This is a genomic window from Arenibacter latericius DSM 15913 (assembly GCF_000424985.1).
In the GTDB taxonomy this organism is placed as follows: Bacteria; Bacteroidota; Bacteroidia; order Flavobacteriales; family Flavobacteriaceae; genus Arenibacter; species Arenibacter latericius.
In genome coordinates, this window is record NZ_KE384285.1 from 1 (window position 1) to 16287 (window position 16287).

Annotated in this window: 13 protein-coding genes; 9 read left to right on the forward strand and 4 right to left on the reverse strand. The window is 38.5% G+C overall.

Annotated features, from left to right (window positions below; translation table 11 throughout):
- Both H344_RS20735 and pepE read right to left on the reverse strand, forming a co-directional pair.
- A partial coding sequence (locus H344_RS20735) for a beta strand repeat-containing protein (RefSeq protein WP_157378372.1) occupies positions 1 to 3746 on the reverse strand: 3746 nt, incomplete at its 3' end.
- Between the two features lie 310 nt (positions 3747 to 4056).
- A complete protein-coding gene (gene pepE, locus H344_RS0116855) occupies positions 4057 to 4752 on the reverse strand; it encodes a dipeptidase PepE (RefSeq protein ID WP_026811334.1) in 696 nt (231 codons plus the stop codon).
- Between the two features lie 265 nt (positions 4753 to 5017).
- Between pepE and H344_RS0116860 the strand changes: the two genes are divergently transcribed.
- From H344_RS0116860 to H344_RS0116880, 4 genes are all read left to right on the forward strand, one after another.
- Complete coding sequence (locus tag H344_RS0116860) at positions 5018 to 5773, forward strand: hypothetical protein (protein WP_026811335.1); 756 nt, start codon at positions 5018 to 5020, stop codon at positions 5771 to 5773.
- A gap of 154 nt (positions 5774 to 5927) precedes the next feature.
- Positions 5928 to 6782 (forward strand): carboxypeptidase-like regulatory domain-containing protein, encoded by an 855-nt coding sequence (locus H344_RS0116870; RefSeq protein WP_240485017.1) that lies wholly within the window; start codon positions 5928 to 5930, stop codon positions 6780 to 6782.
- Between the two features lie 1351 nt (positions 6783 to 8133).
- On the forward strand, positions 8134 to 8415 hold the full coding sequence (locus tag H344_RS0116875; RefSeq protein WP_026811337.1) for a Sec-independent protein translocase subunit TatA/TatB: 282 nt from the start codon (positions 8134 to 8136) through the stop codon (positions 8413 to 8415).
- Position 8416: 1 nt separating this feature from the next.
- Positions 8417 to 8980 carry a phosphatase PAP2 family protein gene (locus H344_RS0116880; RefSeq protein WP_026811338.1) on the forward strand — a complete coding sequence of 188 codons (564 nt, stop codon included), beginning with the start codon at positions 8417 to 8419 and terminating at the stop codon, positions 8978 to 8980.
- A gap of 251 nt (positions 8981 to 9231) precedes the next feature.
- On the opposite strand, the gene H344_RS0116885 is transcribed toward H344_RS0116880, so the two are convergent.
- Positions 9232 to 9873 (reverse strand): O-methyltransferase, encoded by a 642-nt coding sequence (locus tag H344_RS0116885; RefSeq protein ID WP_026811339.1) that lies wholly within the window; start codon positions 9871 to 9873, stop codon positions 9232 to 9234.
- Positions 9874 to 9913: 40 nt separating this feature from the next.
- Between H344_RS0116885 and H344_RS0116890 the strand changes: the two genes are divergently transcribed.
- The 3 genes from H344_RS0116890 (at position 9914) to H344_RS0116900 (ending at position 13021) form a co-directional block, all read left to right on the forward strand.
- Positions 9914 to 10378: a GNAT family N-acetyltransferase gene (locus H344_RS0116890; protein ID WP_026811340.1), complete on the forward strand. Its 465-nt coding sequence runs from the start codon at positions 9914 to 9916 to the stop codon at positions 10376 to 10378.
- A gap of 80 nt (positions 10379 to 10458) precedes the next feature.
- Positions 10459 to 11724: a kynureninase gene (gene kynU / locus H344_RS0116895; RefSeq protein WP_026811341.1), complete on the forward strand. Its 1266-nt coding sequence runs from the start codon at positions 10459 to 10461 to the stop codon at positions 11722 to 11724.
- A gap of 148 nt (positions 11725 to 11872) precedes the next feature.
- Complete coding sequence (locus H344_RS0116900) at positions 11873 to 13021, forward strand: MFS transporter (protein ID WP_026811342.1); 1149 nt, start codon at positions 11873 to 11875, stop codon at positions 13019 to 13021.
- A 10-nt stretch (positions 13022 to 13031) separates the two neighbouring features.
- Here H344_RS0116900 and H344_RS0116905 read toward each other — a convergent pair whose 3' ends face one another.
- Entirely contained in the window at positions 13032 to 13703 is a 672-nt protein-coding gene (locus tag H344_RS0116905) for a hypothetical protein (protein WP_026811343.1), read from the reverse strand.
- Between the two features lie 277 nt (positions 13704 to 13980).
- Here H344_RS0116905 and H344_RS0116910 point away from each other — a divergent pair, with 277 nt between their 5' ends.
- Both H344_RS0116910 and H344_RS0116915 read left to right on the forward strand, forming a co-directional pair.
- Positions 13981 to 14529, forward strand: coding sequence for a ClpP family protease (locus tag H344_RS0116910; protein ID WP_026811344.1), 549 nt, complete (start codon positions 13981 to 13983; stop codon positions 14527 to 14529).
- A gap of 396 nt (positions 14530 to 14925) precedes the next feature.
- On the forward strand, positions 14926 to 16284 hold the full coding sequence (locus H344_RS0116915) for an FAD-dependent oxidoreductase (protein ID WP_026811345.1): 1359 nt from the start codon (positions 14926 to 14928) through the stop codon (positions 16282 to 16284).
- The last annotated feature ends 3 nt before the right edge of the window (positions 16285 to 16287 follow it).

Sequence of the window (16287 nt, forward strand, 5' to 3'; positions counted from 1 at the left end):
TTGACCACAAAGTTAGTGTTGAGTTCATCGGTCGGATTTCCGGTGCCTGAGGCAAGAGCTGCATCTATTCCTATGAGGTGAGCTTCAACATTTGCAGCATCAGGTGTATAATTTAACGGTGTTGCATCAACAGGTACCTCTATAGCTTTTTGGTCATCTGTACCGCTAACTCCTGGAAGCGTTGACAAATCAATAGAACCATTGAAAGCTGAGTTAGTGCCTGTAAAATCTAAACTAGTATTGTTTAGTTCTACTAAGGTAATAGCACCATCAGAATCGCCCCCACCAGATAGAGCAGATAAATCAACTGTTCCTCCACGTTCAAGGGTTAATATGTTGCCTGATTCTAGTGTTAATTGCTGGTTGTCTGTACCAGCTCCCAGGCCACTCAAATCAATCTCATTATCCGCTGTTGCTGGATTGGTTAAGGTTAAAATACCGTTATCTGAATCAAAAGATAAATCAGATAGTTGATTGTCAACATAGTTTTTTGTAGCAGCGTCTTGTGCTACAGTAGGATCTGCTAAATTTTGTATAGGATTAGCGTTAGCATCTGTTCCACTAGCTAAAACACTTGCCAAATCTTGATCAACACCTGCACCAGAAAGCGCAGATAAATCAATAGAACCGCTGAAAGCTGAGTTAGTGCCTGTAAAATCTAAACTAGTATTGTTTAATTCTACTGAAGTAATAGCACCATCAGAACCGCCCCCTCCAGATAGAGAAGATAAATCAACTGTTCCGCCACGTTCAAGGGTTAATATATTACCAGGCTCTAAAGTTAATTGTTGATTGTCGGCACCACCTCCCAAACCACTTAGGTCAATTTCGTTACCTTCAGTCGCTGGATTAGTCAAGGTTAAAATACCATTTGCGGAATCAAAAGCTAAATTGGTTAGTTGATTTGTGCTATTATCAACATAATCCTTCGTAGCAGCATCTTGTGCATCTGTAGGATTTGGTAAGTCCTTAATAGGATTGTTGCCTGCACTTGTTCCTGTAGTTAAGACTTCTGCCAAATTTTGATTAGAACCGCCGCCAGATAGAGCAGATAAATCAACTGTTCCTCCACGTTCAAGGGTTAATATATTACCAGGCTCTAAGGTTAATTGTTGATTGTCGGCACCACCTCCCAAACCACTTAGGTCAATTTCGTTACCTTCAGTCGCTGGGTTAGTTAAGGTTAAAATACCGTTTGCGGAATCAAAAGCTAAATTGGTTAGTTGATTTGTGCTATTATCAACATAATCCTTCGTAGCAGCATCTTGTGCATCTGTAGGATTTGGTAAGTCCTTAATAGGATTGTTGCCTGCACTTGTTCCTGTAGTTAAGACTTCTGCCAAATTTTGATTAGAACCGCCGCCAGATAGAGCAGATAAATCAATAGAACCATTGAAAGCTGTGTCTGTACCTGTAAAATCTAAACTAGTATTATTTAATTCTACTGAAGTAATGACGCCATCTGCTCCACCTCCAATAGTTAATGGAGTTAGGTCAACGGTTGCTGAGTTGCCATCTTCGATATCAATTTTTAAAACATTATCCAAACCAAGGGTAGCACCTGTTAAATTCTGATTATCAGTACTTCCACTGTTTGCAATACTTAAATCGACGTAGTTTTTTGTAGCAGCGTCCTGGGCTTCTGAAGGATCAAGTAAGTTTTTAATCAGACTAGCGCCAGCATCAGTTCCAGTAGCTAAAACACTTGCTAGGTCAGGGGTGCCACCGCCTCCAGTTAAGCTAGATAGATCAACGGTTCCTCCACGTTCAAGGGATAATATATTACCAGGCTCCAAGGTTAATTGTTGATTGTCGGCACCTTCAGCAGATAACGAGGAAAGGTCTGCTATACCCGTGCTTCCTCCCGAAAGGCTTAGGGTTAGCTCATTAGTAGTGTCATTAAATGCAAATGCGGAAATCGTCTGGTTTTCCGTTCCGCCTCCGCCACCCCCTCCGGTAGGAAGGTCATCCCAAATCACAGCTGTACCGTCTGCACTGGTTCTTAGGACCTTGTTCGCCCCACCTGGTGCAATATCTTCACTTAAAATAGTACCATCTTTAATTTGTAAGGTTGTAATCCCACTCTCTGCTACTCTTAGTCTCTTAGATTCCTCTATTTCTCCTGTTCCTCGAATAGTTTTACCATCAACATATATATCGGTAATACCTCCGCCACCACCCCCTGATCCTGGGGGGAGATCGGCCCAATAAACATTTCCAGTAATCGGATGTGTTGTGAGGTATTTTCCAGGTGAATCCGGAGTGATTTTTAGTTCGTTGCCGTCTGCACCTGTTCCAGTAATAGTAACTCCATCAACTTTTACAGTGCCGCTACCACCAGTATCTGCTGGTATGGGTGCCCATTGCACTGTTTGGTTTTCATCAGTTATTAAATATTGTAAGGTGCCATTAGCAGGTTTAATCTTTAGAGGGTCAGAATCGGTTCCTAATCCAGATAAGGTTTCCTCATCTGCTACTGCTCCATTAGCACCCCCGCTAGGGAGAGGAATGCTGCCGTTAAAGGCTTTACCTATGCCCGTGAATTCTAAGTTAGATCCGTTTAGTGTCACCTCAGAAATAACACCATAACCAGGCATTACTGATAAATCTATTTCGCCCGAAAAGGCTCCAGCCTCTCCCGTAAAGTTTAAGTTGCTGTCTACTAATTCTACTTGTGTAACTGCTCTGTCTGGACCCCCACCACCGCCTCCGCCTCCGCCTGCGCGAAGATCAGATAAGTCTATAGTTGGACCGCCATCGGTTAAGGAAATCTTATCTCCCGATCTACTTAATTTCTGATTCTTGTATTTACTTAAATCAACCGTATTTCCACGTTCAATCGCTAAAATATGTTGATCGTTTAAAGATAATTCCTGATTGTCTTCTACGTTGCCACCAATTTCATTTAGCTTATTATCTACATAAAGTTTTACCGCCCGTTCTGTAGGGTACTTAACAGAGGAAGTTCCTAAAATAATATTATCAGATTTATTGCTAAGGTTCTCCTTGGTATTTAGACCCTGGGCGTTTTTGGTTATTCTTTGTAGTACTGTATCTGCAACCTTTAACGGATCTGCAGCAATACCTTTTCCTTTAATGGTAAGCTGGTCTGCAATAGTAGCTCCTATTTGATCTCTGCTTACCCACAATACCTGTCCATCATTATTGGTAAAAAGCAATTGATTAAACCCCCCAGGTTGCATGTGCTTGGGTAGTATGGTTTGGTCTATAATATTGACACTACCCACAGAGAATTCTGCCAGCTCGGTATTGCCTACAGAGTTTTCCCGTAATTGTGCGGCTCCAACGGAATTAAGTCCTAGCTTAGATTGAGTTATGGACCCGTTGGCTAAATCTTGGCCAAAAATAGTGGCATCTACAATCTGATCCCCCCTAATTTCTCCCACTCTTATCTCCTGAGTATTATTGTTGGGCGTGATAACAATAGTAGAGTCTCCCGCAGTAATAGGGAGCGATTCTGCCACGCTTTCACATACATTTACCCATTCGGCATCTTTATAATAATGCAGGCATCCTACATCGGTATTGTACACCAAAGCGCCAGAAGGTGGGGTAATGGCATTCATTTGTGCGGTGGTGACTCTAGTGATTACCAATACTTTGGAAGTGCTTTCTAGTTCTAAGACAGCACTAGGATCAATATTCTGTGGATTGTCCCCGATTTTTACCTGCGCTTGGACTACTACCCCTAGTAGTAAGCAAACTAATAGTAGTAAATTTTTCATGTTCTCTAGATTGTGTTTTCTCCTTTCTCTAATGCTGTAGTAGCCCAAGGCCATACCAGACATTATAATCCCATGGCATAGTTAGGTTACCATTAGCTACCATCTTACACACCAAATTGAACGATGTGATGGATAATACAGAAAGCCACAATACCCCTAGTTGAAAAACAGCGAATACCGGTAGCTTAGATCCAATAAATGATAAAGGTTTGTTCTAGAATTCAGGGAGTAACAAAAATAAAATTATATCCATATAATGTTAGATTAATCGGATAAAATGCGTTACTACTTGATGAAGTGGAAAGGGATTTTAAAAGTGAGGAATATCCTTACTTTCATAGGGGGATTTTCCTGCTTCAAAGATGCGTGCAGTGCCTGTTCCCTTTAGTGTTCTCTGGTTTCCATCAACAAGAATATAGTTCCCTTCACGGAGGCCAATAACAGGAGTATTATTTAGCTGATGGAACTCCCGTATTCTAGTTTCCCTAGTCTCTCCTTTATGAGTGCTATTAGGGTCTGGATCTAGGTAGTGTGGATTTAGATTAAAGTTTACCACTCCCAAGGTATTAAAACTAGGAGGGTGTACTATAGGCATATCATTGGTAGTTTTCATGCTAGGGCCAGCGATATTACTGCCAGCACTAGTGCCCAAATAAGGGGTGCCTGAATTAATCTTATCTCTTAAGGGCTGCATTATTTCCAAATTATGCAATTGCTGTACCAGAAGAAAGGTATTCCCTCCTCCGGTGAAAAGGGCCTCGGCCTTATTTATACCTTCCTTGGGGTCTTCATAAGTGTGGAGTCCTATTACCTTTTTATCGATTTTAGAAAAAGCAGTAGCGGCTAGTTCAGTATAGGCATCATGAGTAATTCCCCCTGGCCTAGCATAGGGGATAAAAGTGATGGTATTTATTTTAGAAAAAAATTGGGATAATTCTGGAAGGAGGTATTCCAAATAAGATTGTCCGAATAGCGTGGAAGTACTTGCAAGTAATAGATTTTTCATAAGGCTTCTAAAATTGTGCCTAAAAATACACCGATTCTACGAAACAAATAAAAAATCTGCTGATAGCAATTTCAAATTAGAGGGGTATCTTTGTAATTGCCCCTGCATAGACTAAAATCTTAACAAAAGTTTAGAGAAGAAATGTCTTTGTATGCGGTAAACTTAGTATTTCTTTATATCTTAATTAAAATTGTGAAAGAGTGCTTAATCGTTTTATTAGCACTCCTAGCTTGTAAATATAATTCACCAAATATCTCTTTTTAATATGCGAATTACACTCCTATTCTTGCTTACTCTATTTACGGTTTCTTTTGGCTACTCCCAAGACGATGAGCGTCAGTATCTAAGAGGGCAAGTAGTTTACAGAAATGTCGCTGTTCCTAATCAGAACGTAATTAATGTTAATACAGAAACTGCCACTATTACCAATGATAAGGGGGAGTATGGTATTAGGGTAAAGGTAGGGGATCAAGTAGTATTCACTGCTGTTAACTATCAGTTGAAAGTGGTTGAGATTACCCCGGCAATTCTTGCCAATAACCGTTTGGTGGTGGAAGTTACCGAAAAGGTAACGGAGTTAGACGAGGTGGTGGTAACACCAGAAAATCAGGAGAAATTCCTTCAGGTAAAAAACAGGGAACTACTCGTCAATGAATATGAATATGAGATAGATCGTTCAACAGAAGTAGAGAATATAGCCCTTTCCCAAACGGAGCGGGGAATGAAAGACGGTCTAAATTTTGTAAATATTTTTAAAGCCCTCTTAATGGCTACCAAGGGCGACAGCGATACCGTAGAACGCGAGCCGCTAAAAGTTAGTGAGGTACTAAGACAAGTGTATGATGATAGATTCTTTGTGGTAGATCTAAAGCTGCCACAAGATAAGATAGACGACTTTCTATTGTATTGTGATGCTCAACTTCCTGGTAGAGAACTATTGCAAAAACGAAATGAATTTCAGCTAATAGATTTCTTGGTTACCCAGAGTAAAGATTATTTAAAAAATATTGAAGAGGAGTAATTATTTGTGTTGCTCCTTGTTAATTGCCTCCGCATAAGCCGATGAGGCATAGAAGGAAACAAACCAATAACAAATTAAGCCTCCCTGAACAATACGGGTACGTCTGGCTGCATAGGTCGGACAGGCAAATGTAGAAGGATACTAAACTCACCTAATGCATAAAACTGGACAATTGAGCTTGTGTTTAATGCCCATGGGAATACCCCTTAAAGGATCTATAATAAGTAGAAATTTGAGTTTGGTCTGCTTGCTGCTAGTTAATACAGCCGTTTTTAGTCAGACTTTTGGTGAAAAAAAGATGGAGGGTAAGGTGTACAGTTCCGATGGGGACGTAGCAGCTACCCACGTGCTGAATACCACAACGAGAAAAGCGGCAATTACAGACGTTGAAGGTTTTTTTACTATTGGGGTTCATTTAAATGATACCCTTGTGTTTTCTGCCGTTCAGTACCGAAAAAAGACCATGGTAGTTACTGCTGATATTTTAGAGAGTAAGTTTATTTCCGTGGCCTTAGAAGAAGCCAATATTGCCTTAGATGAGGTAGTAGTAACGCCGTATAACCTTACTGGGGATCTCACTAGGGATATGAAACGCTTAAATATACCGCCTCCTGTAACGGCTAGTAGCCTTGGGTTGCCTAATGCTCATGTTAAGCCCTTATCCCAAAGTGAAAGGTTGCTAAGAGAGGCTTCAATGGGCCCCATTACCCTTGGCACCTTTACCAGTATACCTTTTAATCCCCTTATAAACGCCATCTCTGGTCGCACTAAAATGCTGAAAAAAAGGGTGGCTAGAGATAAGGATTATGCCCGTACAGAACGGGTAAAACGGTTTTATCCCGATTCTATTTTTGTACAGGTACTAAAAATTCCTGAAGACAAGCTAGATGATTTTTTGTATTTCTGTGAGATAGATGCAGCTTTTGCTCCAATTGTAGATACCCATGATAAACTTAAAATTTGGGATTATTTAAAGGGTAGGAGCGTGTTGTATCGTAGGGAGAATTAGGATTTGGTACTGAGTACTAAGAAGTTAGAGTTGAGTATTGAGATAAATTGAATAGCCCCGTGATTTATCACGGGGATTTCTAGTAGAGGGGAAATCTGGCTTTAGCCACCTTTATGGCTAGGTATAATCAACTAGCTTTCGCTATCGTATAATTTCCAATTTGGCAGTCTTATAATTATAAACAAAACTTTAAATTCAAGTTTAGACCCGTATTACTTAGAGAAGTTTTGTTGTAATACGTACTTTATTATATTTCGATAGAAATCGTGACTTTTCCACCGAGTCCCTTTTAATTGCGTCCCTGTGTTCTGTTCCTTTCTTTCTTTAAACGGAGTCTTTGATGTCCTTATAGCTTTTAGTATCTATATTTTTCTTTTTGTCTTCATAGTAAGAATTCATTAGTCCGACTGCTTCGTCGATTTCTTTTTTCGGTGTCTTTTGTGGTTTTTTTGGTAGATCTGCTCAATAGGATAATCAATTTACCCTTGTCGAAGAAGAATCAGAACACACGCCAAATGCTCGCGCCCAATTTAATTTGTGCCTCATAGAGGCCATTAGTACCACAATTAGCTATAAACAATTTTCAAATCAACATATCATCAAATTAACCCATTGCTACATTTCCACATTATCACATTGTTGCATTATCACATTTTCCGTTGATTTTATTTAAAGCATCGAAATTTATATTATGACTTCGACTCCGCTCAGTCACCGGATTTGTGGCTAATTAATTGATGTTCGTGATATCGGGCCCGCCCCGAGTGAGGGACTCAATACTACTTCATTAGACCAGCATCTTCAAATCAACACATCATCAAATTTCCAAATTAGCATTGCTACATTAATTCATTGCTACATTTCCACATTGTTACATTAGACCAGCATCTTCAAATTAGCACATCAGCAAATCAACAAATAAACATTGCATTTCCACATTATCACATTGTTACATTAAATCAGTAATTTCAAATTAACACATCATCAAATTTCCAAATAAGCATTGTTACATTGATTCATTGCTACATTATCACATTGTTACATTAGACCCGCATTTTCAAATTAGCACATCAGCAAATCAACAAATAAACATTGCTACATTGATTCATTGGTACATTAGACCCGCATCTTCAAATTAACACATCAGCAAATCAACAAATTAACCCATTGCTACATTTTCACATTATCACATTGTTACATTAGACTAGCATCAGCAAATCAACAAATTAGGAAATTGCTACATTAACCAATTGTTACATTATTTAATTGCTACATTTGCCTAACAATGGGACTATAAAAAAGTTAACCATATTTTTTATGTAGCTGAAAAACTTCTCATTATATTTGTTCTATGTTTAGCACGATATTTCTATTTATTAGTGGCGCCGAAATTTTCTTTATCATGTTTATTGTGGTAATGGTTTTTGGTGCGGATAAGATTCCTGGAATAGCCAAAGGATTGGGGAAGGGGATGAGGCAATTAAAAGATGCCACAGAAGATATTAAACAAGAGATCCAGAAAAGTGCTGAGAAGCAAGGTATAGATACGAGTTTTACTGATGATATAAAGGGAGAAATCAACAAGGTTAAAGAGAATGTTGATGAAGTAACCGGTGTTATCAGAAGAAAGTAGTATGCTGGAGAAGTTGTTGCATTGGGACCGGGATACGTTTATTTATTTAAATAGCCTGGGCCTAGAAGACTATGATATTTTTTGGTCCATAGCGACCAATTTTTCTACTTGGATTCCCTTATTTCTACTATTCGTTTACCTAGTTTTTAAATCTTATTCTAGAAAGGAAGCACTTTGGGTAATAGGTACAGTAATTTTTACCTTGGCGGTTGTAGCCATGCTTACTGGAATTACAAAAGAGATTGTAGCGCGTTTACGTCCCAATAATACCGAGGAAATAAATACACTTATCCGAATTTTAAAAAGTCCCACTAGTTATAGTTTCTTTTCCGGACATGCCTCTAGTTCGTTTAGTATAACTACTGCTGTTTTTCTTTTTTTAAGACACCGATTTAAATGGAGTTGGCTATTCTTTATTTGGCCCCTTATTTTTGCATTAAGTAGAATTTATGTGGGAGTACACTATCCTTTAGATCTTATCGTGGGTGCTTCTGTAGGGATATTTTTTGCTATCCTTTTTTATCAAGTCTACCAGAGAAGGTTAGCAATTATCAATAAACAATAAACAGTTATCAATAAACAGTTATCAATAAACAATTGTGCTTCCCTGATTAGAGTTGACTATTTAAAATTAACATTGCTACATTTTCATATTATCGCATTTTCCGTTGATTTTATTTAAAACATCGAAATTTGTTTTTGACTTCGACTCCGCTCAGTCATCGGATTTGTGGCTAATTAAATGATGTTCGTGATATCGGGCCCGCCCCGAGTGAGGGACTCAATACTTAATACTAACTACTCAATACTACTTAATTAAACAACCCTACTCAAGGTAAGTCCGTCTCTAACGGGTAAGAGTACAGTTTCTACTCTTGGATCTTCCATTAATTTCTTATTGTAATCTACTAGGGTTCGCGTGGCTTTGTCTTTTGGCTTTAAAGGCTCTATTACTTTTCCGGACCAGAGTACATTGTCTGATAGGATTAAACTTCCCGGTCTACATTTTTTTATACAGGCTTCAAAATAGCGGTCGTAACTTACTTTTTCTGCATCAATAAATACTAGGTCAAAGGTGATATCTAAAGTGGGGACAATATCTAATGCATCACCAGTATGTTGCGTAATTTGATCGCCATATCCACTTTCTTGGAAATAACGTCGCTGCATAGCGCTTAATTCCTCATTAATATCTATGGTGTGTAAGTGTCCACCTCTGGTAAGTCCCTCCGCTAAACAAATAGCAGAATATCCGGTGTAAGTGCCGATTTCAAGGATGTTTTGGGGCGATTTAATTTTGGATATCATGCTAAGCACACGTCCTTGAAAGTGCCCTGTGATCATTCTAGGCTGAATCACTTTTAGGTGAGTTTCCCGAGTAAGTTTTTTTAATAATTCCGGTTCCGGCTGTGAATGATCGGTAATGTATTGTTCTAATTGGGCCGATAAAAAATGCATGGGCTTAACTTTGTATATTTAAGCTTCAAAGATAAGAATCATGGAACAATATATGATAAGAAAGGCCACCCTAGGCGACTTAAATGTTTTAAAAAATATAGAGCAAGAAATTATTAAAGCAGAGAGGCCTTTTGATGAAACCTTAGACAAGGATCCAATTAGTTATTACGATCTAAGGGAGCTTATGATGGCAGATAATGCAAGGGTGTTGGTTGCCGAAGATAATGGGGAAATAGTGGGGACTGGTTTTGGTGTTATCAGAGATGCTAAGCCGTTTCTGAATCATGAGAAATATGCCTATCTAGGGTTTATGTATACCGCCGAAGCGTATCGGGGAAAAGGTGTAAACAAAGTTATTGTTGATGCTTTGTTAGCGTGGGCTAAGACTAAGGGAATAAATGAGGCTCGACTAACCGTATACAGCGATAATAGTCCAGCAATAAGAGCATATGAGAAGTCGGGTTTTAAAAATCATATTATTGAAATGAGGGTAGGATTAGATTAAAGAAATAGTAACGATTACTTCATAGAAGTATAAAAGAAATGCCTTAGTAAATTGTATTTTTGAATTAAAATAAAAAGGATATGATATTTCAGAATTCACTGAAGTTTGCCCAACAGTTGGATGCCGCGGATCCCTTACAAAAATACCGTAATGAGTTTTATTTCCCTAAGGTGAATGGCAAGGAAGTTATCTATTTTACGGGAAACTCTTTGGGGTTACAACCCAAGAGAACGCAGCAATATGTGGATGAAATAATGACCGATTGGAAAGAATTGGCAGTGGAAGGTCATTTTCATGCAGAGAAATCTTGGTGGGATTATCACGAACGCCTGGCAGCGCCATTAGCGAAAGTAGTAGGAGCAAAACCCCAAGAGATTACGGTAATGAATACGCTTACGGTGAACCTTCACCTGTTAATGGTATCTTTTTATAGGCCTACCCAAAAACGATTTAAGATTATATGTGAGGAGAAAGCGTTTCCTTCCGATCAATACATGTTTAATAGTCAGATTAAACTCCATGGGTTAGACCCAAAAGAAGCCATCGTTACTTTAAAAAAGAGAGAAGGGGAGCATTTTTGGCGTACGGAAGATATCCTAGATAAAATTAAGGAAGTAGGAGAAGAATTGGCCTTGGTTCTTATTGGGGGTGTGAATTATTATAACGGACAGGTTTTTAATATGCAGCAGATTACCAAAGTAGCTAAAGAACAAGGTGCTATGGTAGGATGGGATCTTGCTCATGGTGCGGGAAACATTGCACTACAACTACATGATTGGGGGGTAGATTTTGCGGCTTGGTGTAGTTATAAGTATATGAATAGTGGCCCAGGAAATGCCTCTGGCGTATTTATCCATGAACAGTATTTAGATAGAGATGATATTCCTAGAATGGAAGGTTGGTGGGGAACAAAAAAAGAAACCCGCTTTTTAATGGAGCCAGAATTCCAGCCCATGGCAAACGCAGATGCATGGCAAATAAGCAATCCGCCTGTACTGGCTTTGGCGCCTTATTTGGCCTCATTGGAAATGTTTGAAGAAGTAGGCCTAGAGGCACTGATAAAGAAAAGAGATACCATAGTATCCTATTTAGAGTTTATCCTGAAGGAAATTGGGGAGGAGACCAATGCAAATTTTGAGATTATTACTCCAGAAGAAAGAGGGTGTCAGCTTTCCGTATTATTACACGGCCAAGGAAAAGCATTGTTTCAGTATTTAATGGATAATGGAGTTATTGTAGATTGGAGGGAGCCCAATGTTATCCGTTTGGCCCCCGCACCTTTTTACTGCTCCTTTGAGGATATGTTTCGCTTTGGTCAGATATTGAAATCGGGAGTTGGGGGGTAGTATTAAGTACTAAGTAGTGAGTAGTGAGTATTGAGAATTGAGTAGTTAGTATTAAGTATTAAGTAGTCAGATTTTTGAGAGTAAAAATTTAACCTAGGGCCCTTTATATATCATTTTTAAAAATGCGTAATCCACAAATAATATTTTAATGAAATCATTGCGTTTAATCCTCTCTAATCCTAGGTATTTTGGGCCTTCTTGGGTATTTGCTAGTATTAATATTCTGTTTGGTACTTGGGCAATATATATCCCTACTGTAAAAGACAAGCTAGGGATTGACAAGGCAGATCTAGGGGTAGCTATTTTTTTTCTTGCACTTGGGGTTTTTGTAATCTTTCCTGTAGCCTATCGAATTATAGATGGGTTAGGTGTGGGAAAGGCTACCTGGTATGGGGTGTTGTTTAGTTGTGTTTCGGCATTATTGCCTTTGCTGGCGCCCAATTACTATTCTTTAATGGCGGCCCTATTTTTATTTGGGGCTAGTAATGGGTTAACAGACATCGCCATGAATACTTTGGTAACTGAAATAGAAAAGGAAGATGGGGAGAAATTTATGTCGGCCTCACACGGTTTCTTTAGTCTAGGAGGTGTTCTGGCTGGCTTGGGGAGCTTCCTTATTTTGGGGATTAATAATCCCGCATTGCACATGCTTTATGCGGTTCTATTGGTGTTAGTAGTAAACATTATCTTCCATAAACACTATAAACATATTGTTGCCGCTCCTATAGAAAGGGAAGCTTTTAGTTTTAAGCTCTTTAGACCCTTGCTGCTTTTAGGGTTGGTGTCTTTTATGGTAATGGGAGGCGAAGGGGCAGTGGTTGATTGGAGTGGTTTGTTCTTGCAAGAAATTACTATGGCACCCGAAGCACTGATAGGTTCTGGATTCTTAGCATTTTCTGTGATGATGACCCTAGGTAGATTTTTAGGGGACGGTATAAGTGCAAAGATAGGTCCCATTAAAATTGTTGCTATAGGAGCTGCAATTTCTATAGTGGGGTATCTTTTAGTATTAACAACCCATGTTTATTTGGCTATTACTGGTTTTGCTTTTGTAGGCTTAGGATTCTCAGTTATTATACCAGAACTCTTTAGAATTGGGGGAACAGTAAAAGGTATAGATTCTGCCAAAGGAGTTTCTTTTATTGCTGGCACTGGTTATTCCGGATTTTTGATGGGGCCTGTGGCATTGGGTTTTGTGGCAGAGAAATATTCACTTACCCATACTTTTTCCGTTTTGTTAATCTGTTCTGTTTTGGTATTGGCCGCTACTTATGCGCTCTATCGCCGTAGACGATAAAGCATAATTATTAGTTACTCTTTGGGGTGACTTTTAGGTCTGTGAAATATAATTTAAAAGAACCGTCTTCATTCTTATGCATTTTCGCAATTTTTAGTCCGTTCGTGTCCACATAGTCTTCCCAAGTAGTGACAGTAGATGCTTCTGATTGATTTCCGCGTCTAAATACCCATTCTTTAATTATATAATCGGACCCAAAATAGAAGTCATAGGCATCTCCAGGAGTATACCCTCCTTCGTTACCGTACACTATGGTCAGTTGTTGCATAGGTGTCTTACTGATGGGAGCCTGTACATTGTTTTGGTGCTCATAGGTAAAATTGTCCTTATCCCATACCAAGTTGAAAGGTGCCAATAACCAGTATTTGTCATTGATAAATCCGGCATCGGTCTTAGCGATAAGGCTGTCTACTTGTCTGCGATTATAAGTTATTTCCTCGGTCTCTACATTATTGGTTACCGTATTCCAATTCCAGCTACGCTGAAAATGAGTAGTATCCCTATCTACATTAAAGGTGAAGGCTATTTCCTTTATATTTTTAAAATTTTCAAATCCGTGGGCATGGGCTACTTTTTCTAAAATAGTTAACGCTACGGCCTGCTCTTTTATCTCTTCTTTTTTTACTTCTTTGCACCCTAGAAAGCCAATTAAGGCCATAGTGAATATGATATATTTTTTCATCGTCTCTTTTTATCAAAGATAAGCGCTTTTGTACAGAATGTAGAAAATAGACTTTTTAAGTTTTATGATTTGATAAATCTTTTAGAACACATTTTCAGCTTTTTGCAGACCGTTGTAAATGGAGAAATGGGTAATTTGTTCTTTGTTACTCTTTGCTTCAATATTCTATTAAAAATAAAATACTGGGTTTTATACAAAATTTGAATGGGAGGAAGGATTTAGCCACGGTTTTTTATAATAAAATGATTATTTTTGAGACTTAACAAGAAATTTAAAAATGGGATCAAAAAAAGGTAAGATACAAGAAGCGATCGACGAGAAATTGCTTGAAGAGAGAAAGGTGTTTTTGTGGGGGATGGTAGATGATGATTCCGCCAAGCATGTAATTGATCGATTGTTATACTTAGATATGCAAAACAATAAAGAGATACAGTTGTATATTAATAGTCCTGGAGGATATGTTACTTCTGGATTTGCTATTTACGACACTATAAAAGGGTTAAAAAGTCCGGTTTCTACTATATGTTCTGGATTGGCAGCTTCTATGGGATCTATTCTCTTATCTGTTGGTAAGAAAGGAAGACGTTTTATTCAGCCTCATGCGCAGGTAATGATCCATCAGCCAAGCGGGGGAGCAAGAGGACAGGCTTCTAATATCGAAATTCAGGCGAAAGAGATTGTCAAGACTAGAGAGTTGAGCGCCAGAATACTAGCAGAAAATTGCGGTCAGGATGCAGAAAAAGTAATGAAAGATTTTGATAGAGACTTTTGGATGAATGCCGAAGAGTCTATTGCCTACGGAATTGTAGACGGTATTTTAGAATAGCTGAGCATTAATTATTGATGTAAAAAGGGAAAAGTCCTTCGCAGAATTCATGTGAAGGACTTTTCTATATATAGACGCCGAAGCGGTATGTAAGATATATACGTCATAAATTGTGGTTTTAGATGTTTGGTTAGTGAATTGGTGAATCGAAGGGTTATATTGCCGTAGTTTGGTGATTTAATTTAAACTAGAATACTTATTGCAAGTTGGAGGTAAAGCTACTGTGCTTGTCTCTATTCGTAATGGGTTTTTTCCTTCCAATGCCACATGCGTCACTATTCTATATGCTCAGCTATAGAATTAACAAGGGGAATGGCAATGGCTAACCCGCTCTTATTGACATTATTTTATTATTTTTATTTTTTCAACCATTCTATTCCCTTTATTTAAAAGTATATGATACAAACTCCGAAAAATATTGCTATTGTCGGTTCAGGTCTAGTAGGTTCTCTCTTGGCAATATATCTCAGGAAATTAGGACATCAAATAACCGTCTATGATAGACGTCCAGATATTAGAAAAGTGGAGTTCTCCGGACGCTCCATTAATTTGGCGATGAGTGATCGGGGGTGGAATGCCTTACGTGAAGTTGGGGTAGAAGACACTATAAAAGAATTGGGAATTCCTATGGATAAGCGTGCTATTCACTTGGTAGGAGAGCCGGAATATTACCAAAAGTACGGGAAAGAGAAAGAAGCTATTTGGTCTATCTCTAGAGGGGTGTTAAATAGGAGGATGATAGATTTAGCGGAAGAAGAGGGAGCAGATTTTCGTTTTGAAGAAAAGGTATGGGATATAGATTTGGCCGAAGCAAAAATATATACTGGAGAGAGTGATAAAGGGGAGTGGGACGAATATAAGTTTGATATGGTTTTTGGTTGCGATGGAGCCTTCTCTAGGGTCCGACATAAAATGCAACGAAGAAGTAGGTTTGATTATTCTCAGGATTTTATAGATGTGGGGTATAAGGAATTAACGATTCCTGCTAATGAAGACGGTAGCCATAAATTAGATAAAAACTCTTTTCATATTTGGCCAAGAGGAAAGTTTATGTTTATTGCCATGCCTAACTTAGATGGGAGCTTTACATGTACCCTATTTTTACCTTTTGAAGGTGAAGTTTCTTTTGAGAACCTTACTACAAAAGAAGAGGTTAAAGAGTTTTTCACCGAGTATTTCCCTAATATTTATCAGGTAATAGAAGATATAAGCTCAGACTTCTTTAAAAATCCCACTAGTGCTATGGTAACAATGAAGTGCTTTCCCTGGACCTATTGGAATAAGGTTGCGTTAGTAGGGGATTCTGCTCATGCAGTAGTGCCTTTTTATGGGCAGGGAATGAATGCTGGATTTGAGGATATATATGAGCTTAATAAGATTATCGCTAAGCACGGAGACGACTGGGAGACTATTTTTAAAACCTACCAAACAGAACGTAAGCCTAATGCAGATGCTATTGCAGAACTTAGCTACCGTAACTTTATGGAAATGAGTAGTAAAACAGCCGATGCTAATTTTATATTACAAAAGAAAATTGAAAAACATTTTTCTTTAAAGTATCCTGAGCAATGGTTGCCAGTATATTCTAGGGTCACTTTTTCGGACCGACCTTATATTGAGGCTTTGGCTCTTGGTGATGCCCAAGAAGAGATAATGGCAGAGGTAATGAAAATGCCTAATATAGAAGAAATTTGGGATAGCGGGGAAGTAGAAAATAAAATGTTAGACCTTATCTCTAAGTCAAAACAATTATAAAGA

Excerpts from the sequence above, each read along its gene's own strand:
- pepE (WP_026811334.1), bottom strand. The coding sequence starts at position 4,752 with ATGAAAAATCTATTACTTGCAAGTACTTCCACGCTATTCGGACAATCT.
- H344_RS0116885 (WP_026811339.1), bottom strand. The coding sequence starts at position 9,873 with ATGCATTTTTTATCGGCCCAATTAGAACAATACATTACCGATCATTCA.
- H344_RS0116860 (WP_026811335.1), top strand. The coding sequence starts at position 5,018 with ATGCGAATTACACTCCTATTCTTGCTTACTCTATTTACGGTTTCTTTT.
- H344_RS0116870 (WP_240485017.1), top strand. The coding sequence starts at position 5,928 with ATGCATAAAACTGGACAATTGAGCTTGTGTTTAATGCCCATGGGAATA.
- H344_RS0116890 (WP_026811340.1), top strand. The coding sequence starts at position 9,914 with ATGGAACAATATATGATAAGAAAGGCCACCCTAGGCGACTTAAATGTT.
- H344_RS0116875 (WP_026811337.1), top strand. The coding sequence starts at position 8,134 with ATGTTTAGCACGATATTTCTATTTATTAGTGGCGCCGAAATTTTCTTT.
- H344_RS0116880 (WP_026811338.1), top strand. The coding sequence starts at position 8,417 with ATGCTGGAGAAGTTGTTGCATTGGGACCGGGATACGTTTATTTATTTA.
- H344_RS0116900 (WP_026811342.1), top strand. The coding sequence starts at position 11,873 with ATGAAATCATTGCGTTTAATCCTCTCTAATCCTAGGTATTTTGGGCCT.
- H344_RS0116905 (WP_026811343.1), bottom strand. The coding sequence starts at position 13,703 with ATGAAAAAATATATCATATTCACTATGGCCTTAATTGGCTTTCTAGGG.
- H344_RS0116915 (WP_026811345.1), top strand. The coding sequence starts at position 14,926 with ATGATACAAACTCCGAAAAATATTGCTATTGTCGGTTCAGGTCTAGTA.
- H344_RS0116910 (WP_026811344.1), top strand. The coding sequence starts at position 13,981 with ATGGGATCAAAAAAAGGTAAGATACAAGAAGCGATCGACGAGAAATTG.
- kynU (WP_026811341.1), top strand. The coding sequence starts at position 10,459 with ATGATATTTCAGAATTCACTGAAGTTTGCCCAACAGTTGGATGCCGCG.